General features: G+C 63.5%; 21 protein-coding genes and 2 tRNA genes. 13 read left to right on the top strand and 10 right to left on the bottom strand.

All coding sequences use genetic code 11. The annotated features are described in order from the left end of the window. Window positions 1-75: 75 nt before the first annotated feature. The gene (locus QQ658_RS10370; RefSeq protein WP_502928909.1) at window positions 76-243 is read left to right on the top strand and encodes a DUF3073 domain-containing protein; all 168 of its coding nucleotides are present in this window, start codon (window positions 76-78) and stop codon (window positions 241-243) included. 26 nt (window positions 244-269) lie between these two features. After that, window positions 270-1,226, top strand: coding sequence for an alpha/beta hydrolase (locus tag QQ658_RS10365; protein WP_286024775.1), 957 nt, complete (start codon window positions 270-272; stop codon window positions 1,224-1,226). 28 nt (window positions 1,227-1,254) lie between these two features. Here the strand turns inward: QQ658_RS10365 and QQ658_RS10360 are convergent. Together QQ658_RS10360 and QQ658_RS10355 are read right to left on the bottom strand one after the other, a co-directional pair. Continuing rightward, window positions 1,255-1,328: transfer RNA gene (locus QQ658_RS10360), tRNA-Phe, on the bottom strand. 1 nt (window position 1,329) lies between these two features. Continuing rightward, window positions 1,330-1,406: transfer RNA gene (locus QQ658_RS10355), tRNA-Asp, on the bottom strand. A gap of 209 nt (window positions 1,407-1,615) precedes the next feature. On the opposite strand from QQ658_RS10355, the gene QQ658_RS10350 reads away from it, so the two are divergent. From QQ658_RS10350 to larC, 3 genes are all read left to right on the top strand, one after another. Further along, window positions 1,616-2,326 (top strand): SDR family oxidoreductase, encoded by a 711-nt coding sequence (locus tag QQ658_RS10350; protein ID WP_286024774.1) that lies wholly within the window; start codon window positions 1,616-1,618, stop codon window positions 2,324-2,326. Window positions 2,327-2,465: 139 nt separating this feature from the next. Continuing rightward, entirely contained in the window at window positions 2,466-3,248 is a 783-nt protein-coding gene (gene larB / locus QQ658_RS10345) for a nickel pincer cofactor biosynthesis protein LarB (protein ID WP_286024773.1), read from the top strand. Further along, complete coding sequence (larC, locus tag QQ658_RS10340; RefSeq protein ID WP_286024772.1) at window positions 3,245-4,714, top strand: nickel pincer cofactor biosynthesis protein LarC; 1,470 nt, start codon at window positions 3,245-3,247, stop codon at window positions 4,712-4,714. The genes larB and larC overlap by 4 nt, the downstream gene beginning before the upstream one ends. 13 nt (window positions 4,715-4,727) lie before the next feature. On the opposite strand, the gene QQ658_RS10335 is transcribed toward larC, so the two are convergent. From QQ658_RS10335 to QQ658_RS10300, 8 genes are all read right to left on the bottom strand, one after another. Next, window positions 4,728-5,384, bottom strand: a complete 657-nt coding sequence (locus QQ658_RS10335) for a vWA domain-containing protein (RefSeq protein ID WP_286024771.1) — start codon at window positions 5,382-5,384, stop codon at window positions 4,728-4,730. Continuing rightward, window positions 5,381-5,887, bottom strand: coding sequence for a mycothiol transferase (locus QQ658_RS10330; protein WP_286024770.1), 507 nt, complete (start codon window positions 5,885-5,887; stop codon window positions 5,381-5,383). Before QQ658_RS10330 ends, QQ658_RS10335 begins: the two co-directional genes overlap by 4 nt. Further along, the gene (locus tag QQ658_RS10325) at window positions 5,887-6,798 is read right to left on the bottom strand and encodes an ABC transporter substrate-binding protein (protein WP_286024769.1); all 912 of its coding nucleotides are present in this window, start codon (window positions 6,796-6,798) and stop codon (window positions 5,887-5,889) included. Before QQ658_RS10325 ends, QQ658_RS10330 begins: the two co-directional genes overlap by 1 nt. A gap of 104 nt (window positions 6,799-6,902) precedes the next feature. Then, the gene (locus QQ658_RS10320; protein ID WP_286024768.1) at window positions 6,903-7,826 is read right to left on the bottom strand and encodes a ribokinase; all 924 of its coding nucleotides are present in this window, start codon (window positions 7,824-7,826) and stop codon (window positions 6,903-6,905) included. 168 nt (window positions 7,827-7,994) lie between these two features. Continuing rightward, window positions 7,995-8,654 carry an ABC transporter permease gene (locus QQ658_RS10315; protein ID WP_286024767.1) on the bottom strand — a complete coding sequence of 220 codons (660 nt, stop codon included), beginning with the start codon at window positions 8,652-8,654 and terminating at the stop codon, window positions 7,995-7,997. Then, a complete protein-coding gene (locus QQ658_RS10310; protein ID WP_286024766.1) occupies window positions 8,651-9,289 on the bottom strand; it encodes an ABC transporter permease in 639 nt (212 codons plus the stop codon). Before QQ658_RS10310 ends, QQ658_RS10315 begins: the two co-directional genes overlap by 4 nt. Continuing rightward, window positions 9,286-10,314 (bottom strand): ABC transporter ATP-binding protein, encoded by a 1,029-nt coding sequence (locus QQ658_RS10305; protein ID WP_353057921.1) that lies wholly within the window; start codon window positions 10,312-10,314, stop codon window positions 9,286-9,288. The genes QQ658_RS10310 and QQ658_RS10305 overlap by 4 nt, the downstream gene beginning before the upstream one ends. Before the next feature lie 39 nt (window positions 10,315-10,353). Next, on the bottom strand, window positions 10,354-11,385 hold the full coding sequence (locus QQ658_RS10300; protein ID WP_286024765.1) for a LacI family DNA-binding transcriptional regulator: 1,032 nt from the start codon (window positions 11,383-11,385) through the stop codon (window positions 10,354-10,356). A gap of 227 nt (window positions 11,386-11,612) precedes the next feature. Here QQ658_RS10300 and QQ658_RS10295 point away from each other — a divergent pair, with 227 nt between their 5' ends. The 8 genes from QQ658_RS10295 (at window position 11,613) to QQ658_RS10260 (ending at window position 20,027) form a co-directional block, all read left to right on the top strand. Continuing rightward, window positions 11,613-12,911, top strand: a complete 1,299-nt coding sequence (locus QQ658_RS10295) for an ABC transporter substrate-binding protein (protein ID WP_286024764.1) — start codon at window positions 11,613-11,615, stop codon at window positions 12,909-12,911. A 198-nt stretch (window positions 12,912-13,109) separates the two neighbouring features. Continuing rightward, window positions 13,110-13,931, top strand: coding sequence for a carbohydrate ABC transporter permease (locus tag QQ658_RS10290; protein WP_286024763.1), 822 nt, complete (start codon window positions 13,110-13,112; stop codon window positions 13,929-13,931). Further along, entirely contained in the window at window positions 13,928-14,746 is an 819-nt protein-coding gene (locus tag QQ658_RS10285; protein ID WP_286024762.1) for a carbohydrate ABC transporter permease, read from the top strand. Before QQ658_RS10290 ends, QQ658_RS10285 begins: the two co-directional genes overlap by 4 nt. Window positions 14,747-14,769: 23 nt before the next feature. After that, complete coding sequence (locus tag QQ658_RS10280; protein ID WP_286024761.1) at window positions 14,770-16,653, top strand: glycoside hydrolase family 127 protein; 1,884 nt, start codon at window positions 14,770-14,772, stop codon at window positions 16,651-16,653. A 218-nt stretch (window positions 16,654-16,871) separates the two neighbouring features. Then, window positions 16,872-17,759 carry an NAD(P)-dependent oxidoreductase gene (locus QQ658_RS10275; protein WP_286024760.1) on the top strand — a complete coding sequence of 296 codons (888 nt, stop codon included), beginning with the start codon at window positions 16,872-16,874 and terminating at the stop codon, window positions 17,757-17,759. Next, window positions 17,756-18,223 carry an RpiB/LacA/LacB family sugar-phosphate isomerase gene (locus tag QQ658_RS10270; protein WP_286024759.1) on the top strand — a complete coding sequence of 156 codons (468 nt, stop codon included), beginning with the start codon at window positions 17,756-17,758 and terminating at the stop codon, window positions 18,221-18,223. The genes QQ658_RS10275 and QQ658_RS10270 overlap by 4 nt, the downstream gene beginning before the upstream one ends. Window positions 18,224-18,539: 316 nt before the next feature. Then, window positions 18,540-19,394: an SMP-30/gluconolactonase/LRE family protein gene (locus tag QQ658_RS10265; RefSeq protein ID WP_286024758.1), complete on the top strand. Its 855-nt coding sequence runs from the start codon at window positions 18,540-18,542 to the stop codon at window positions 19,392-19,394. A gap of 258 nt (window positions 19,395-19,652) precedes the next feature. Next, complete coding sequence (locus QQ658_RS10260; RefSeq protein WP_286024757.1) at window positions 19,653-20,027, top strand: RNA-binding S4 domain-containing protein; 375 nt, start codon at window positions 19,653-19,655, stop codon at window positions 20,025-20,027. Window positions 20,028-20,142 lie beyond the last annotated feature (115 nt).

Below are 20,142 nucleotides of genomic sequence, written 5' to 3'. Positions count from 1 at the left end.
GGTCGACCCGATATGGGGCGCGGCCGTGCAAAGGCGAAGCAGACAAAGGTAGCTCGCGATCTGAAGTATCGTTCGGTGAACACCGATCTGGCTTCACTCGAGCGAGAGCTCCGTGGGGACTCGAACAAGGTAGAGGACATCTACTCCGAGATTCCGGAGCAATACGCCGATCTAGCTGCTCAGTACGACGAAGACGACGCAGTCGCCTATGACGATACCGAGGACGACGAGGATCGTCGCTGAATACAGCCTCGCGTGGAGGTCCCATCGTGTGGACGCAAGACCGGGTGTTGCCCGGCTACCAGGCATGCTCTTGGCAGCTTGAGGACGCGATCTTGGCCGACGGCGAACCCGATCGTCCGTTGACTGCGACATTGGTGCGGCGTCAGGAGCCACACCATCATCGCGCAGTGCTCTACGTACACGGGTGGAACGACTACTTCTTCCAGACTCATTTGGCGGACTACTGGGACAGACGAGGTTTCGACTTCTACGCGGTGGATCTGCGGCGATATGGACGCAATCTGCGGCCAGGCCTGTTCGCCGGTTACATCACGAACCTGGCCGATTACAGCGCGGAACTTGACGAGAGCTACCGGCTGATCGCTGAGGACGGCCACGACCTGATCACCTTGACCGGGCATTCAACCGGCGGATTGATCACTGCGTTGTGGGCAGCTCAGAGTGATCGGCCCGTCAACGGCCTGGTGTTGAATTCACCGTGGCTCGACATGAGCGGATCCAGGCTGGGCCTACGGGCCATGCGTCCGCTTTTGGAGGGGGCAGCGGCGCTTCGGCCCACCTCCGGCATTTCGACGAGCGAATCCGAGCTCTACGCGCAGTCCATCTCCAGCTCGATGAATGGCGAATGGGATTACGATCTCGACTTCAAATCGAACAAGGGCTTCGTGCCGAGATTGGGCTGGGCGAAGGCGATCGTGGCCGGGCAACATCAGGTGGCCGCCGGGCTCGACATCGGCTGCCCGGTGCTGATGATGACCAGTGCGCGGAGCAACTTGTCCGCCGCGGTGTGGGACGACTCGCTGAAGTCGGTCGATCTGGTGCTCGATGTGGAGAAACTAGGGGCGTTGGCCTGGAAGCTGGGCCCGGTGGTGACGCTGGTGAGAATCGAGGGCGGGATGCACGATCTGATCCTGTCACCGCACCCGGTGCGCGACGAGGTCTTCGCCGAGATGACGCGCTGGCTCAAGGTTTACGTTCGCTGAGGGTGCTCGCGGCTATGCCGCTCAAATGTGGCCAGGGGCGGGGTCGAACCGCCGACCTTTCACTTTTCAGGCGAACGCTACTACCAACTGAGCTACCTGGCCATGGCGACCCCGACGGGACTCGAACCCGCGACCTCCGCCGTGACAGGGCGGCGCGCTAACCAACTGCGCTACGGGGCCAGATCGCTTTGCCTGGTTTAGGCAACTCGGAAACTATAGCGTGGTTTTCGAGCGGAATGCAAAACGGCACTGCCTCAACTGTTCGCTTCGGAAATGAGCGCTTGTCAGTGCCACTTTGATGGCTAGTTTCGTCCTCGAGCATCGCCCCGGACGAGTATGGCGTTGTCGCCGGCACCGCCTTCCGCTGGCGGCTCTCCTAGGATGGATCCATGAGCACAATCGAACGACCAGTCGTACTCATCACAGGCGCGAGCCGGGGCATCGGACGAGCAATAGCCGACGCTCTCGCCGGCGAATGGCGGATCCTGGTCGGCGGTACCCGTCTCGAGTCGGTTCAGCCGGCCGTCGATGCGCTTCCGGACGCGGCGCCCTTTGTTGCGGATCTGACCGATCCAACTGCCGTTGGGGCCGCAGTAGCGCAATTAGACCGGCTGAACGCTGTCGTCCATTCGGCCGGCGTCAGCGAAGGATCGACGGTCGAGGAGACATCGCGCGAGCAATGGGCACACCAGTTCGAACTCAACGTCGTGGCAGTCGCCGACCTGACACGAATGCTGCTGCCGTTATTGCGCGCCTCCCGCGGTCACGTGGTGGCCATCAACTCAGGTTCCGGGTTCACCTCCAACCCCGGAAACGGGCCATACTCGGCGTCCAAATTCGCATTGCGGGCCTTCACCGACGCATTGCGCGAAGAGGAACGCGGGCGCCTGCGGGTCACCTCCATTCATCCCGGACGCGTCGACACCGACATGCAAAGGCAGATTCAGGAGCGACTCGGGCACGAATACCAGCCAGAGAAGTACCTGAAGCCGTCATCGATCGCAGCCGCCGTCAAGTTGGCGTTGGATGCGAGCGAGGACGCCACTGTCGAGTCGGTCGCCGTGCGTCCATCGGGGCTGCCCAGGTCTGAGAGACCTTAGCGGCACCGTCGTCGCGGCGCGGAGCCCGGGCACCTCACGGAGGGCAGTCCGTCGAGCGATGGACTGGACAACTGATCCGGTGCTTTCGCGGCCCCGGGTATCGTTCGAGGTGGCCGGCGAGCGTCCAAGAAGTCGAAGAATGGGTGGGGCAGTGGATCAACGGGAGACCACTCGATTGCTGCAGCAGGTCGCCGATGGCGAGATATCGGTCGACGACGCGGTGCAATCTCTGCGGCAAGCGCCGATCGAAGACCTCGGATTCGCCAAGCTCGATCTGCACCGTGGCCTTCGGCAGGGCATTCCCGAAATCGTTTATGGCGCGGGGAAAACCTCCGAGCAGGTGCAGCAGATCACGGCGGCACTGTTGGACGCCGGTCAGCACACCGTGATCGTGACACGCTTCGACCTCGAACCAGCTCTCCAACTCGAACAAAGCACAGGCGAGCAGGTCGGCTTTCGATACTTTCCCGAGGCGCGCATCGCCGTCGCCGGCGTGCTGCCCATCCCGGACGGTGTGGGGAAGATCGTGGTGGCCACCGGCGGCACCAGCGATCAAGCCGTCGCCGAGGAGGCCGCGGTGACCGCAGAGGCGCTGGGCAACGATGTCGTCCGGCTCTACGACGTCGGTGTAGCAGGCTTGCACCGGCTGCTCGCGCACACCGACGAGATCATGGAGGCGTCGGTCATCATCGCGCTGGCCGGCATGGAAGGCGCGCTGGCAAGCGTGATCGCGGGGCTGGCCGATTGCCCGGTGATCGCTGTTCCCACCAGCATCGGTTACGGCGCCTCCTTCGGCGGCCTTGCCGCTTTGCTGACCATGCTGAATTCGTGCGCGAGCGGGGTCAGCGTCGTGAACATCGACAATGGATTCGGGGCCGGCTATCTGGCCAGCATGATCAATCACCTGGGAGTGAAGAAGTGAAGACGCTCTATCTGGATCTCGGCATGGGTGCGGCCGGCGACATGCTGACCGCTGCCCTGCTGGAGCTGATGCCCGAGCGGCGCGACGAGTTCTTGCGGTTGATGAACGGGCTCGGGCTGCGCGGAGTTACGGTCGAGGCCGAGCCGAGTGTGAAGTGTGGAATCACCGGTACGCACGTGGATGTGCAGGTGAACGGCGAGCACGAACAAAGCCTCGACGTGGACGACCATGTGGCCGCCGCCGACATGCCTGAGCGCGGCCGCGTCATGGACGCCACGGAACAGCGGCCTCATGATCATGATGATCACCACCACCGTCATGGCCACCCGGGAGAGGCTCCGGACGAGGGCGACGCGCACCATCACCATCACTCGCACACCAGCTACCCGCACATCGTCGAACTGATCTCGACGCTCGCGATCGGCGACCGGGCCCGCACCGACGCGATCGCCGTTTACTCGCTGCTCGCCGACGCGGAGTCTGCGGTGCACGGCATGCCGGTCGACCAGGTGCACTTCCACGAAGTGGGGGAGCTGGACGCCATCGCCGACATCGTCGGATGCAGCGTGCTGATGAGCTGGCTCGAGCCCCGTCGGGTGCTGGCCTCGTCACTGAATGTGGGCAGCGGAAAGGTTCGTTGCGCGCATGGCATCGTCCCGGTGCCGGCACCGGCAACCGAGCGACTGCTGCGAGGCATTCCCGTTTATGGCGGCACCATTCGCGGCGAACTGTGCACTCCCACGGGGGCCGCGCTGATCAAGCACTTCGTGGACGAATTCGTGGCCACCATGCCGCCGATGCGCGTCACCGCTGCGGGCTACGGGATGGGCACCAAAGATTTCGAGGCCGCGAATTGCGTCCGCGCATTGCTGGGGGAAGTAGCTGACCCGGATGCCGGGAAGCAGGGGCCGGCAGACGCAAAGCCCGTCACCGACAATACGGACGGGCCTGGTGCCGGTGATGCTATTCGGCTGGGTACCGGCGGCAGCGATCGGGCAGAAGCGACCGTTACTGATGTCGACGATGTCGATCTCACGACCACCGGCTCGACCGATGAGGTCGTTGAACTCAGCTGCAACCTGGACGACATGACCGGAGAGGCGATCGCCTACGCCCAGCAGAAGCTCTTCGCTGCCGGTGCTGTCGAAGTTTTCACCACCGCCGTCAGCATGAAGAAGGGACGCCCAGGTGTGCTGCTCACCTGCCTGTGCCCGACGGTGGTCAAAGACGTCGTAGTGAGAACCATATTCGCGCACACAACGACCATCGGCGTGCGCGAACATATCTGCCACCGGTACACCCTCGAACGCTCCGAGCAGACGGTCGAAACACGGTTCGGGCCGGTACACGTCAAGGTCGCCGCCGGATACGGGGTCGAGCGCCGCAAACCCGAGCACGAAGATCTCGCGGCCATCGCCGAGCGCGAGCACATCAGCTTGGAGGAGGTCCGTCGCGCCGTTCCGTGACACTGACGTGGGATTAAGCACCGCCCGACTTGTTACGTTCCTCATCGCTGAAAGCTGCCGCCTTCTTGGCGGCGGCTCCGTCCGCTCCGCTGGCCATTGCCGAGCGAAGCCTGCTGATCGATCCGGATGCGGCCTGATAGGCGTCCGAACTGTTGGCGCGGGCGTAGCTCAGCGAATAGTCGGCGGCGATGCCCATCTTGGCACCCTGCTCGATGGCATCCTGGTCGGCGCCGAGATAGAGGAACGTCCAGGAGTAGGTCTGTTCTTGGGTGGTGATCATCTGGCGGACGACCGGGTAGCTGAACTCGCGGGAGGCGTTCTCCAGCCCGTCGGTAACGATCGCGACGACCACCGTGGCCGGACGCCGATCTTCGGAAAGCGCTGCGAGCCTGGCGCCGAGCTCATTGACCGTGCGTCCGATCGCATCGAGCATTGCGGTCGTGCCGCGAGGGATGATCTCGAGCGGCGGGACCTCGGCGAGCGGCAGATCTTGGTAGCCGACCTCGTACTTGTCGTCGAACCGGGCCAGCGAGACCAGGCATTCACCCGGCAGCTTGCGCTGCTCGGCGATGAACGCGTCGAATCCGCCCTCGGCGTCGCTGCGGATGGACTGCATCGAACCGGAACGATCGATGATCGCCTGAATATAGGTGAGGTTCGGGTTGGTCATGACTTGTTCTCCAAGAGCCCCCGCAGATAGCCGATCTGGCCGAGGTGTTGGGTGATGTCGTTGACGACCGAGACCAGACGCACCTCCGCCGTCACCTTGAAGGGATCATCAAGAACGGCGTCAAGATCATCATCGCTCAACCCGTCCAGGATCTGCAGCGTCGCCTGATGAACCGCGTCATAGTAGTCGCTCAACAACGCCGGATCGTCGAGGCAGAACGCGCGAACCTGCTCGGCCGTCTGCCCATAACCCATCGCGCCGGGTTCATAGGGAAGCGCGAACCGCTCTTCCCAGCCGGATTGCGAGTAAACCTGCGGACGCTTACCGATCGGCGCCATCTGGGCGTCCTCGCAGCGCCCGATGTGCCACGCCAGCCAGGCGATGTGGTTCGCTTCGGGAGCGGGCTGCCAGAGCAATTGCCGGGCGCTCAACCCCTCGATCGAGGTGGGCAATTCCTCCGCGACGCGTCCGAAGCCGTCCCGCAGGATGTCCAGAGCATGCATCAGATCAGTCCTTTCTCGGTGAGCCAATCAGAGGCGATCTGTGACGACGGAAGCTGATCGTCCACACTTCGCTGATTGAGTGCGATCAGATCGTCCAAGCTGAGTTCGGCCGTGACCTTGTTGATCACCGCCGCAGCGTCGTCGTCCACAGCATCGGACGCGATCGGAACCACGTTCTGCGGCAGGATAAGCGCCTCGGGATCGCTCAACCCCACCAGATCATTGGCCGCAATCGCCGGGCTCGACGAATAGATATCGGCAACCTGCACGGTGCCGTCGGTCAGGGCCTTCACGGTCAACGCGGAACCGGAGTCCTCAATGGGGGTCAGGCTGCCCTCCACCCCGTAGACCTCTTTCAGACCCGGAATGCCGTAGGGGCGGGTCTCGAATTCGGAGTTCGCGCCGATCGTCACCGGCTGGGGGAGTTTGGCCAGGTCAGCGATCGACTCCAGCCCGTACTCGTCGGCGGTTGCGCGGGTCACCGTGTAGGAATCCTGATCGGTCGCCTCTGCGATGTCGAGTGCGCGCAGACCGTCGGGCAGCGAATCGCTCAACGCGGCGAGGACTTCATCCGAAGTGCCGGTGGCTTTCGACTCGTCGATGTATTGCAGAAGATTTCCGGTGTATTCGGGAAGAAGATCGATGGAGCCGGATTCAAGCTCGGGCATGTAAACCTCGCGCTGACCGATCTGGTATTGACGATCAACCTGGTAGCCGTCGGCCTCCAGCGCCTGCGCATAGAGCTCTGCGATGATCTCGTTCGAGTAGTACTGCTGCGATCCGATGACGAGGGTTTGACCGTCACCTGATGAGGCGGATCCTCCGGAATCATCGAGTGGATCGTCCGACCCACAAGCGGCCAGCGTCAGCGCGAGCAACACAGCGCTCAACAATGCGGGGAGTTTCTTCATCGGGCCCTCCTTGGTTGACTTCTTGCAACGCTAACGCGTCCCTGTGACAAAAAATGCGGGCACGAAAAATGCCGCGTCCTGTTCACCAGTGGAGAACGCGCACGTCACTGCGTGATACCGAAGGCAGCAGCCAGTTCCGCTTTGGTGGGGGCTCCGGCCTGCGCGCCCACCTTCAAGCAGGCATGGGCGCCGGCCGCACTGGCCAACCCGGCGGCACGCTCAAGCTCGTATCCCTGGGCCAGTAGCGAGGCCAATGCTCCGACGAAGGTGTCTCCCGCGCCGGTCGAATCCACCGGAGTGACCGGGTAGGAATCGATTTTGGAAACCGTGCCCTCGGCGGCCAGCCAGGAACCCTCGGCGCCGAGCGTGATGATCACATTGACCGCGTACTGGTCGGCAAGCAGCCGGGCGATCGCCGCGTAGTCCTGGCCGGGCTGCTCGGGCAGGCCCGCAACGGTGATCGCTTCGAACTCGTTCACGACGAGAAGATCGACATCGGGCAGTAGCTCGGCGACCGGGGCGGCGGGCGCAGCGTTGAAGATGGTCATCGCGCCGCGCCGATGCGCGATCGCCAGCGCGGCGATCACCGACGGTGTCGGTATCTCTAGCTGTAGGACGACGATGTCGCCGGTCCGCAACTCGGCGAGCCCCGCTTCGACCCGTTCCTCATCGACCGCGCCGTTTGCTCCTTCGATGACGATGATGGCGTTTTGGCCCGAATCGGTGCGGGTGACGACAGCGAGACCGGTGTTCAGCCCGCTCACTTCGTCCACATGGGTGGTGTCGACGCCATGGAAGCGGAGATTGTTGGCCATCACCGGGCCGAATTCGTCGTCCCCAACGCATCCGACAAAACGAGTGGACGCTCCCAGCCGGGCTGCGGCGACTGCCTGGTTGGCGCCCTTGCCGCCGGCATCGTGCGCGACGGCATTGCCGTGCACGGTCTCTCCGAGCTTGGGATAAACCGAGGTGCTGATCAGCAGATCCTGATTGATGCTGCCGACGACATAAACCTGGTGCTCATTCACTCGACCAGGGTACCGGGCGGACGCCCGGCCGGATCTTCCATCGTCATGCCAAAGCGCATGCTTGTCGCCGAGCGGTGATGAACAGGGAGTGCCGCCGGCCAAAGCGGACTGAGTAGCGCTGCTCACCGGAGCGTATCCGGCCACCGGACCGATGGCCGCAGCCTGCGGTCAGCGGCGAAGCAGTCGGCGCAACCCTGTGCTGAGCCCGGCGAAGCCGAGCTCGCCGATGATCGCAAGAGCCACAGCAAGAATGGACGCGGCCAGCATCTGCGGATAGTCCTGCGTCTTCAGCCCGAGGAAGAGGTAGCGGCCCAACCCGCCGCCGCCGACGTAGGCGACCAGGGTGGCGGTCGCGATCACCTGCAGGGTCGCCGAGCGGAGACCACCGATCAATTGGGGCAGGCCCAGCGGAATCTCCACCTTGGTGAGCAGCTGCCAGCCGCTCATGCCCTGCGCGCGGGCAGCATCGATCGTGGTCGCGGGAATCGCATCGATACCGGCATAGGCGCCGGCGAGTATCGACGGCAGGGCGAGGACCGCCAGCGCCGCGAGCGGGGCGCCGACACCCACGCCCGACATCAGGGCGATCAGGGTCAGCACGCCCAGCGTGGGGAGAGCTCGTGCCGCCCCGGTTGTGCCGACGACCAGTCCACGGCCGTGTCCGGTGTGTCCGATCCAATAGCCGAGGGGGATCGCGATCGCTGCCGCGGCTCCGGTGGCGATCAGCGTATAGAGCAGATGCTCGCCGAGCCTGGCCCAAACGCCGTCGGTGCCGCTCTGGTGCGTCGGATCGGCTATCCACGCGAATGCCTGGGTGAGGTAGTTCATGCGCGGCTCCTCGTCCATGGCAGGGCGAGGCGGCCCAGCAAGACCAGTAGGCGGTCGACGGCGACGGCCAGCAACGCTGTGCCGATGATGCCGGTGACGATCTCACCCATGATGCCGCGCTGGAATCCGTCGGTGAACAAGGTGCCCAGGCTCGGGATGCCGAGGACGGCGCTGGCGGTCACCAACGCCATGGTGGAGACCGCGACGACTCTGATCCCGGCGAGCAGCCCCGGACCGGCCAAAGGAAGTTCTACTCTGAAGAACCTCTTGGCCGTGGAATAGCCGAGAGCAGTCGCGGAGATGATCGTGTCGTGGTTGACCCCGCTCAAGGCGTCGGCCGTCGAACGCACCATCAATGCGATGCCATACAGCGTCAGGGCCACGACGACGTTCACCGATGAGCGGACCGAGGTGCCGATCAGGGCGGGCAACACGATGAGTAGCGGAAGGGAAGGGATCGCATAGATCAAGGAACTTCCCGTGACAAGCAGGGATCGCCATCTGGGGTGGCGATAGGCCAGCCAGCCCAGCGGCAGCGACAGCAGGAAGCTGAGCAGGACCGGTGGCAGCGCGAGCAAGAGATGGCTCGACAAGGCCTGCCAGATCGTTGCCCCGTTGTTCTGCACCCAGTTCACGATGGACGACCATCTGATCGTCGGGCCGGATTTGTTTCCGGATGGTCAGCCGACGCGCGTCGTGGGGAGGCAGCGGACTTCTCCGGGTATTTGCTGGCATGGTCCGGTTGATCTGCGGAGGATCGTGGTGCCGCGGGATCTGTCGTCCTGCCGGTCTGAGCCACTCGCCCGACCGGGCGTCCTTGCTGGTCGAGGACCAGTTGTGCCCCACCGGTCTCTCGAAGCTGCAGGGCCAAGGTGGCGTCGACGCCGAGAAAGTTGGCGACGAAGTCGTTGGCCGGGTGGGCGATCAGTTCGGTGCTGGTGCCCTGCTGTTCGATGCGTCCTTTTTCGGCGAGGACGACGATGTGGTCGCCCAGAGCGAGCGCCTCGGCGATGTCGTGGGTGACGAAGAGAATAGTGATGCCGAGTTTGCGCTGCAACTCGCGTATTTCGCGCTGCAGATCGGCGCGGACGATGGGGTCGACTGCGCCGAAGGGCTCGTCCATGAGCAGCAATTTGGGGTTCGCGGCGAGCGCCCGGGCAACCCCGACGCGCTGTTGCTGCCCGCCGGACAGCTCTGCCGGATACCGGGCGGCGAGTTGCGGATCGAGGCCGACCAGGTGCATGAGCTCGCGGGCATGGGCCTGCGCCGGTGCCTTTTTGACGCCGTTGAGACGGGGAACGGTTGCGATGTTGTCGATGACCCGGCGGTGGGGGAGCAGGCCCGATTCTTGCATCACATAGCCGATCGTGCGCCGCAGCTTCACCGGATCGAGTTCGGCGGTGTCGCGTCCGTCGATGAGGACGCGTCCGCTGGTGGGGGTGACCATCCGATTCACGCTGCGCAGCAATGTGGTCTTGCCCGAGCCGGACGACCCGACGAGCACGGTGAGGCTGCCGGGCTCGACGCTCAGGTTGACATCTTCCACCGCGACGGTCGGTTCTTGACCCGGTCTCGGGTATCGCTTGGTGAGGTGATCGAAGCGCACCCCCGGGGCGCGGTCCGGCGATGGCTGCGTGGCTACGGGGTTCTCGGCTGCCATGAAGTCACATTAGTCACGACCGGCAAATGGTGGCGGTTTTCAGGCGACCGAGGAGTTTCGTACCACGAGGCGAGGGCCGACGAATTCGACACCATGTGACTGCTTGCCGTCCATCGCCTCCGCGAGCCTTTGGGCGGCGAGACGCCCGACGTCTTCGAGATTCATGTCGATGCTGGTGAGCATCGGCCGTGCCCCTGCGGTGAGAATCTCCCAATTGTCGTGGCCCACCACGGCCACCGATGAGGGGACCGCACGGTCCATGTCATGCAGGGTGTCCAATGCGCCGCGGGCGACCTGATCGCTGCCGCAGATGACCCCGTCGGTCTCGGGATGCTGAGTGATGGCCGTGTGCATCGCTGCCCGCCCCCAGGCCTCGGACCAGTCCCCGAAGTAGGGCCGACCGCCGGCGGGTTCGAGGCCGGCTTCCTGTAATCGTTCGACGGCTCCGCTGACTCGTTCGACCGAGGCGCCATAGCTGCGATCGCCGCCGATGACCGCGATATGGCGGCGTCCGGACATGATGAGGTGATCGGCCGCGAGACGCCCGGCACTCGTGTTGTCGTAGACGATGGAGCAATCCTCGGGGTCGTCGGAGGCCGCATATGCGTAGACGACCGGCATGGGAATGTTGTGGCCGAGGGAAGGCCTGGGGTCGGGACGTGCTCCCACGATGATCAGCCCGTCCACGCGCCGCTCCATGAGGACGCCGAGATGGTAGCGCTCTCGGATCGAGTCGCCCCGCGCGTCACACAGCAGGACCGAGACCTTGTTGAGGCCGAACGCGTCCTCCGCGCCCATCAGTAGCGGGATCGAGAAGCGGCCCTCAAGGTCGTGGGTGATCAGTCCCACGGTTCCGGTGCGGCCGGTGAGCAGCGATTTCGCCAGGGTGTTCGGGACGAAACTCAGTTCGCCGGCGGCCGCTACCACGCGTTGGCGGGTTTTCGCGCTGACATCGCTGCGGCCGTTGAGCGCCTTCGAAGCGGTTGAGATGGACACCTTGGCGAGCTTTGCGACATCAACCAGCGTCGGTTGGCGCGACGATCGAAAAGGTATCGCATCCGTCGACGACATGGTTACCTCTTCCTCGAAAACCTCAGGCTTTCACGGGACTCTACACGGTCGTCCACGATATGGCGCTGTCAGGCGGGTTCGCAACGCTCAGGTAACGAAAACGAGTGGGGGTTGACGACGCCGACCCAGCGTGTCAATATTGTCGCAAACCTTTTCGAAGGTTTCGGACAGGGAATGACCCCCGTCTCCCCGTCCCATAGGGACTCTCGAAGTGGAGAGGACCATTCATGAGAATCCGTACCTTCTTGGCCGGTGCCGCCGCGCTGAGTATCGGCATCGGGCTGACTGCCTGCGGTGGCAGTGAGACCCCTGGCGGTACCGACGGCCAAACGGCCGACAGCGCGTCCGCCGTCGGTATCGATGACGGCACAACACTGACCATGTGGACTCGCGCTCCTTTGGAGCGCCAGGCCAAGAATGCCGTCGAGGCCTATAACAATTCCCATCAGAATCAGGTGCAACTGGAAATCCTGCCCAACGACGACGTCGAAGGAAAGGTCGGCGCGGCGGTCCAGACCGACTCGTTGCCCGACATCCTGGCCGGCGATGTGGTGCGTATCCCGTACTGGGTCGAGCAAGGGGTGTTCGCCGACATCACGTCGCAGATCGAGGCCCTGCCCAACAAGGACGATCTGCAACAGGGCCACATCGACGCAGGCACCCTCGATGGTTCGATGTACACGCTCCCATTCGTGACCGATATCTCGGTGATGGTCTGGAACAAGGACCTCTACGAAGAAGCCGGACTGAATCCGGACGAGGGCCCGACCACTGTGGCCGAGTTTCAGGAGCAGGCTGCCAAGGTCGCCGAACTGAACAAGGACGGCGTCTCGGGCAGTTACCTCGCCGGTCAGTCCGGCGGCGCGCTGGTCTTCACCTTGTTCCCGATGATGTGGGCCAGCGGCGAGGAGGTCATCCAGGACAACCAGGCCAACCTGAACTCGGACGCCGCCAAACAGGTCTACCAGGCGTACAACGATCTGGCTGCGATGCCGAACGGTTTGGGCGCAGGCTCCAAGGAGGAGACCGGAGCGACCTGGACCGCTCCGTTCCAGGACGGCAATGTCGGGGTCATGCAGTATCCCTACACCGCGGTGAGCGGACTGTTCGAGACCGCCGACTTCGATATCGGCGTGGCGGGCATCCCCGGCACCGACGGCGGCCAGTCCACGTTCCTCGGCGGCGACGCCTTGGGTATCTCCAACAGCTCCGAGAACGTCGACCAGGCCTGGAATTTCATGGCCTGGTTGATGTCCGATGAGGCGCAGCAAGAGGTCTTCGCCGACAATAACGACACTGCGTCCAACCTGACCGTGCTCGAGAACGGCTATCAGGACGCAGATCCGCGCACGCTGATCGCCAATGCGACCATCAAAGACGGACGCACGCCGGTCGCGACCGCGTTCAATGAGGCATTCAACGCGGCGGGCTCACCCTGGCAGTTGCTGATCCAAGATGCGGTGTGGGGCGACGGATCGAAGGTGGACGAGTCGAACGACTCGATCACCTCGGTTCTCGGCGGCTAGCCCGACCTCGGACCGGGTGCGATTCGCCATCGGCGGGCAACACCCGGCCCGATCCCTGATCCGCTTTCGCAAGCGAGGAATTATGACCATTCAAATGAGCGCGCCCCCGGCGGCAGCACAGCCACGCCGCGCACCTTCGCCTACCGGGAGGCGAAGACCGGTTGGGCTTTCGCCTCACCCGTCTCCCTGATCCTGCTCGTGCTGTTCGTCGCTCCGATCGTCCTCGTCCTGGTGATGTCGGTATCGAAGTGGACGTTGATGGGCGGCAACCGCGGGCTCGACGGCATGGAGAACTTCGCCAAGGTGCTGAAGGACCCGATGCTGATGGACTCGGTGTGGTTCACACTCAAATACACCGTGATCACCACCATCATCCACATGCCGGTCGCACTTGGCCTCGCACTGCTCGTGCAGGAGGCACGCCGGTGGAACAACTGGCTGCGGACCGCGATTCTGGTGCCGTCGGCGCTCGGTATCGCGTCCGCATCGCTGTTGTTCTACGCGCTGTACTCGCCACAGGTCGGCCCCATCAACAAGGTGCTCGCCTCGCTCGGCCTGTGGGATCAGAATGCCTCGCTGCTCGGCACCCCCTCAGGTGCGCTGTGGGGGACGGTTTTTCTGGTTGTCTGGCACTTCTCCGGGTTTTACATGCTGCTGATCATGGTCGGCCTGCAGGCGATTCCCACCGACGTCTACGAGGCCGCGCGCATCGACGGCGCCAACCGGTGGCGGACGTTCACCGAGGTGACCCTCCCGCTGCTCAAACCCACCATCGCCATGACGCTGATCATGTCGATCACCGGCTCGCTGCTCGCCTTCGACCAGTTCTATGTGCTCACCAAGGGCGGACCGAACAACTCGACGATGACGGTGGTGCAGCTCATCTACCGTTACGCATTCGAGACGAAGAAGGACCTGGGCATGGCGGCCGCGCTGTCCGTGCTGGTTCTGGCGGCACTGATCGTGATCAACGCCGTGCAGCTGCGGGCCATGGGCGTGTCCGGCAAGGAGGAGAAGTGAACCACAATTCCGCTTCGAAGACGGTCTACTACGTCTTGACCAGCTGCCTGGCAATCACCTTCCTCGCGCCACTGGTGTGGGCGGTCATCAGTTCGGTGTCGCCAGCCCCTGGCACCGCCCAACTCGAAGGCTTCGGCTTCGGCAACTATCGATCGTTGTTCGACTACAGCCTCGGATTGCCGACCTATCTGTGGCATTCGGTTGTGGTCTCGGTGGTCGCCGTCGTCGTCACCATGCTGGCTGCGGCTACCGGTGGCTATGCTTTTGCGCGGTTCAATTTCCGCGGCAAGAATCTGCTCTTCGTGCTCGTGCTGTCGGTGATGATGGTGCCGGTGGCGGCGCTGTTGATTCCGCTCATCGTGTGGATGAAGCAGATCGGTCTGGCTGATTCGCTGGTCGGCGTGGGTCTCGTGCTGACGCTGTTCCAGTTGCCGTTCGGTGTCTTCATGATGCGCAACTCGTTCGCCGCCATTCCGAAGGAGCTGGAAGAGGCCGCGAAGATTGATGGTTGCAGCGATCTGGGTGCGTTCTTCAAAGTGATGTTGCCGACCGTGCTGCCCGCACTCATCACCGTCGGGCTCTTCGCATATCTGGCGGCCTGGAACGATTTCATGGTCTCGCTGTACCTGGTCTCCATGGACAATGCGCCGCTGCCCCTGGCACTGGTCAATATGCGTCAGAAGGCTATGGGGGTCATCGACTACGGCAGCACCACGGCGGGTGTCGTCATCTTGACCCTGCCGGCGCTGGTTCTTTTCCTCGCCCTTCAGAAGTACTACGTCAAGGGCTTCACCTCCGGCGCGGTCAAGGGCTGACCGACGTGCAGCGAAGGAGCACAATGCATATTCAGGCCGGCTTCTCCCCGGTCGTGCCCGGTGCAGGAGCACTGCGTCCGCTGGGTATCGACCATGCGCGCATCACCGGTGGTTTTTGGGGGCGTCGCCAGTGGCTCAACCGCGAGGCGATCATCCCCCATGCGTTGAAGTGGGAGACCAGGGTTGGCTGGATCGACAACTTCGTCCATACCGCAGCCGGCGACATCGCCGATCATCGGCATGGACGAGAGTTCTCCGATTCCGACGTATACAAGCTGGTCGAGGCAATGGCGTGGGAGGTCGGCCGCACCGGCGATCTGGAACTGGACGCGGAGATCGAGCGCCTCGGTTCGCTCATCGAGGCTTGCCAGCACGATGACGGCTACCTGAACACCCGTTTCGGAAATCCCGGCCAGCAGGCCCGCTACTCCGATTTCGCTTGGGGTCACGAACTGTATTGCTACGGCCATCTCATTCAGGCCGCAGTGGCCAGATTGCGCACCGGTCACGAGGGGACGATAGTGCGGGTGGCGCTGAAAGCGGCCGACCACGTGCTCTCGGCCTTCGGCGAGAACGGACGCCACAACGTCTGCGGGCATCCGGAGATCGAGGTGGCTCTGGCCGAGCTTTCGCGGGTCACCGGTGAGCCCCGCTATCTCGAACAGGCCCAGATCTTTCTCGATCGGCGAGGGCACGGCATCTTGCCGGACATCGAATTCGGCCGCTCCTACTACCAGGACGACGAGCCGTTCCGCGAATCGCGGGTCTTGCGAGGCCACAGCGTGCGGGCCCTCTACCTGTGCGCTGCCGCCGTTGATATCGCCGTGGAATCGGGCGATGCCGAATTGCTGGCGATCGCGCGGAAGCAATACGATGCGACGCTCGCGCGCCGGACCTACCTCACCGGAGGGATGGGCTCGCACCACCAGGACGAGGCTTTCGGCGATGATTTCGAGTTGCCGCCCGATCGTTCCTATTGCGAGACCTGTGCCGGAATCGGATCGATCATGGTGGCCTGGCGGCTGCTGCTGGCCACCGGAGAGCTCGGCTATGGCGACATCATCGAGCGGACGCTGTTCAATATCGTCGCCACTTCGCCATCTGCCGCCGGCGACGCCTTCTTCTACGCCAACACTCTGCACCGGCGCACCCCTGCCGCCCAATCGAACCTGGACGAGCCGTTGCCCAGGGCGAGTTCGTCGTTGCGGGCACCCTGGTTCGACGTGTCCTGCTGCCCGACCAATGTGGCACGTACCTTGACGAGCCTGGCCGGTCTGCTGGCCACCAGTTCGGACGACGGTGTTCAGATCGTCCACTATGCCGACGCGGAACTGACCGCCACGATTGCGGCAGGGGCGGTACGGCTGAGAGTCGAGACGGACTATCCCGACGACGGTGAGGTGGTGATCACTGTCGCCGAGGCACCTGGACCGTTCTCGCTGGACCTACGGATACCTGGGTGGGCGTCCGGGGCGACGGTCGACGGTGAGGCTGTTTCTGTGGGAACCCACAGAATTGCGGATGTCGTGGCCGGCCGGACGATCCGGCTGTGCCTGCCGCTCGAGCCGAGACTGACGTATCCGGACGATCGGATCGACGCGGTGCGCGGCGCCGTGGCGGTGGAGCGGGGACCCCTGGTGCTGTGCTCGGAGTCGGTCGATCTTCCCGAAGGTGTCGCCATCGACGGCTACGAGGTCGAGGCCGGCGTCCTGCCGCGTCCCGCCGGACGCACAGGTGCCACGATGCCGGCTCGGCGCGTCCGGCACGACGACTCCGGCTGGCCCTACGGGTCCACGACGGATCCTGAGGTGACCGACGCGATCGAGGTACCGCTGGCGCCCTATCACGCCTGGGGTAATCGTGGACCGACCTCGATGCGCATCTGGCTCCCCGAGCGGACGCCGTAGCCGACTCACCAGTAGGTCCTTCTGGGCGCCGGGTCCTCGGTGGTTACGGCCTTAGCCCGGGTCGGTTCGGCTAACGATGCCGAAGCGTTCCCCTGGCCGAGAAAGCGGTCTATTGCTAGAAATGGATGGACCTGAAGGAGCAAGCAGCAGGTTCTGCCTTCTTCATGGATATTTCGCGGCTCCGACGGCGCGATGAATCGCCTGTGAAAGGAAAAGACGTGAGAATCGGGTTTATCGGGCTCGGAGCCATGGGGCTGCCGATGGTGAAGAACGTGGCAGCGGCCGGATTCGAGGTGATGGCTTACGATGCAGTCCCCGGTCGGGCCGACTCGATACCAGGGCTGACACCGGTTACCACGGTAGGGGAGGCTGTAGCCGGCGCCGACATCATCATCACGATGCTGCCCAATACCGGCAACGTCGAGGCCGTGCTTTTCGGCTCCGACGGTGTGATCGGTTCGATGTCGCCGGACGCCGTTGTGGTTGATATGTCGTCGATATCGCCGATAGCGACCAGAAAGTTCGCCGAACGAATCCGTGCGGCCGGAGGCAGATACTTGGACGCGCCGGTATCCGGTGGGGTATCTGGCGCGGAGTCGGGGAAGCTGTCCATCATGGTCGGTGGGGAGATCGAGACTCTCGACTTCGTGCGTCCGGTATTGCAGAGCATAGGGAAGGCCATCACCCTTGTCGGTGGTGTAGGCGCCGGGCAAGGTGCCAAATTGTGCAATCAGGTCGTGGTTGCCTGCAATATTGCCGCGGTTTGCGAGGGGTTTGCGCTTGCGAGTGCGCTTGATCTGGATCTTGAGACTGTCCGAACCGTGCTTGCGCAAGGCGCGGCACAGTCGTGGATGGGGGACAACCTGGGTCCGAAAATGATCTCCGGTGACGATTCGGCCGGCTTCCGGATAGCCCTGCAAGTCAAAGACCTGGGGCTTGCCCTTGAGGCCGCCAAGAGCGAGTCGGTGCCGCTGCCTGCGACGTCCGTGGTGAACTCGCTTTATCTGGAGGCGATGGCGCACGGCGAGGCCGCCAACGGCAATCAATCGCTGCACCGGGTCTACGAGCGGTTGACGAATCGGACGATAGCGCAGGAGGAACAATGAGAGTTGTCGTGGCTGCTGACCATGCAGGGTTCAAAGGCAAGGCCATCGTGACCGGCACGTTGAAGCGCATGGGGCACGATGTCGTCGAGATCGGTGCGGTCGATGAGACACCCATCGACTTTCCTGACGTTGCAGTCGAGCTGGCCAGACAAATCCTCACGGGTGCCTGCGAGCGCGGCATCATGGTGTGCGGATCGGGCATTGGAGCAGCCATGGCCGCCAATCGGATACCGGGCATCCGTGCAGCGCTCGCGCACGATATCTACTCCGCGCACCAGTGCGTCGAACACGACAACGCCAACGTGCTGTGCCTGGGCGCCGATATCGTCGGGCCCAAAGTCATGTCGGAGCTGATCGAAACCTATATGCATGCACAGTGGCTTCCCGATGATGAATTCCATGCACGGGTGGCTAAACTTGATCGGCTGGCGGAAGCATTCGAGGCAAAGTTGCCACCGCAATAGGTCCTGAGGAGAAAACTCATGAGTGCTTCAAGGCGCGATTTCCACAACGAGGATCCGAAGCAGTTCGTCCGGCTGATGGAGCAACTTGCTCGCCGGTAGGACGCCGTAGGGGAGCAAAAGTAGCTACGCTCTGATTGGTTGTTTCTCCGGCTGTAGCGTACGTCGGAGCGCGAGGCGGGAGTCCGACCGAGTGAACTGCCCGGATGTGAACCTGACCGTAAATCACTCGACCCGAGACGAGCCGGCCTGATGGCGGATACGAGCACCGAGGCCACCTTTCCTTGTGCATCGACCATCCGAAGACGAGGATAGAATCATGCAGACCGACTTGAAGCGAGCGAATGAGAGCCGGGTGCTGGTTTCGGGCCTGGGCATGCTGGAGTCGGTGCGCGTGACGCCGGGAAGTGTGTGGTTCTCGGACTGGACGGCAGGGCGAATCTACCGGTACGTGTTAGAGACGGGCACGCTAGAGCTCCAGGCTGAAGTGGCATCGATGCCACTGTGCTTCGAGCCTGTCTGCGATGAAATGTTCGTGTTCGACGCGACTTCCGGCCTCGTGTTGCGGGGTGTTGCCGGAGGGCGGCCTCGCGCGTGGGCCGATGTCTCCGGACTCGCGGAAGGCGGTGGGAATGAACTGCTCGTCCATGACGAACGCGTCTACGTCAACTTCGGGAACTTCGACCCCCGGAAGGGATTCCCTGATTCGGCGGTTGGACTAATCGCATGTATCGAAGATGACGGATCGGCGCGCGTTGTCGCGGACTCCCTCGCATTCCCCAACGGCATGGCGCTCAGCAGCGACGGCTCGGAACTCGTCGTGGCGGAGTCGCACGCCGGAAGATTGTCCGCCTGGAGGATCGCGGAAGACGGGTCGTTGACCGACCGGCGCGTCTGGGCGAATATCGAGGGTGCTGCCCCAGACGGGATCAGCATGGCCCCTGACGGCACCTGCTGGTTCGCCGATGTGCCGGCCCGGGCCGTCGTGCGCGTGGCCGAAGGCGGTGAGATCCTCGAACGGATCACACTCGATCGCGGAGCATTCTCATGCGCTTACGCGTCCGGAGACAACATGCTCTATGTTGTCGCCGCTCACTGGCCCGGCGGCGCTCGGCTGTTCGATTCCTCCCATCAGTGGGACGGACAGCTCATCGCGGTTCCCGTCGGCACATAGAGAAAGAGCGTACCGACACTGCGCTCGTCTCTTGCGTGGTCGACTCCAGCGTGGGCGAAGCCACGTGGAGTTAAGAACTCCAGGCGATGCATATAGGCATCTTCGCTTGCACGTGAAGACGTCCCGCGCGTGTCACGAATCGCTCTTGCGTCCGGCGTAGTCAATGCCGCAGCTCTCCCTGCGCTCGTGCCGCCGAATCACCTTCGACCGGCGAACGGACGCTCGGCAGAACTTGCTGCCGAATAAGATGGACGGATCATGAGTGATTCGGTCCGACTTGATGCTTGGTTGTGGGCCGTGCGTGTCTATAAGACACGATCGGCGGCGACCGCGGCAATTCGAGGCGGCCACGTACGGGTCAACGACAACCCGGTGAAGGCCGCTTACCCGGTGAAGGTTGGGGACGAGGTCCGTGCGCGCATCAACGGTTTCGACCGGATTCTCAAGGTGGAAAAGCTGCTGGTCAAAAGGGTCGGCGCGGCTCTTGCGGCCGAGGCTTACGAGGATCTCACTCCGCCGCCACCGCCTCATCAGCTCGTCACTCGGGTGGCCGTTCGAGATCGCGGGGCCGGGCGCCCGACCAAGCGTGAACGCCGTGATCTGGATCGACTCCGCGGTCGCCGGTCACAGTAGTCCCGCGGTCCGTTGATGGATGCATAGACGAGATTGGTCACCTCGGGATTGGATTGCCCGGGCAACCTGGCCGGCCGCGCGAACCCACAAGTGGAGAAGTTCAAACAGACCGCGC

Source organism: Propionimicrobium sp. PCR01-08-3 (assembly GCF_030286045.1).
GTDB lineage: Bacteria > Actinomycetota > Actinomycetes > Propionibacteriales > Propionibacteriaceae > Brooklawnia.
This window is presented reverse-complemented; position numbering and strand designations above follow the sequence as displayed.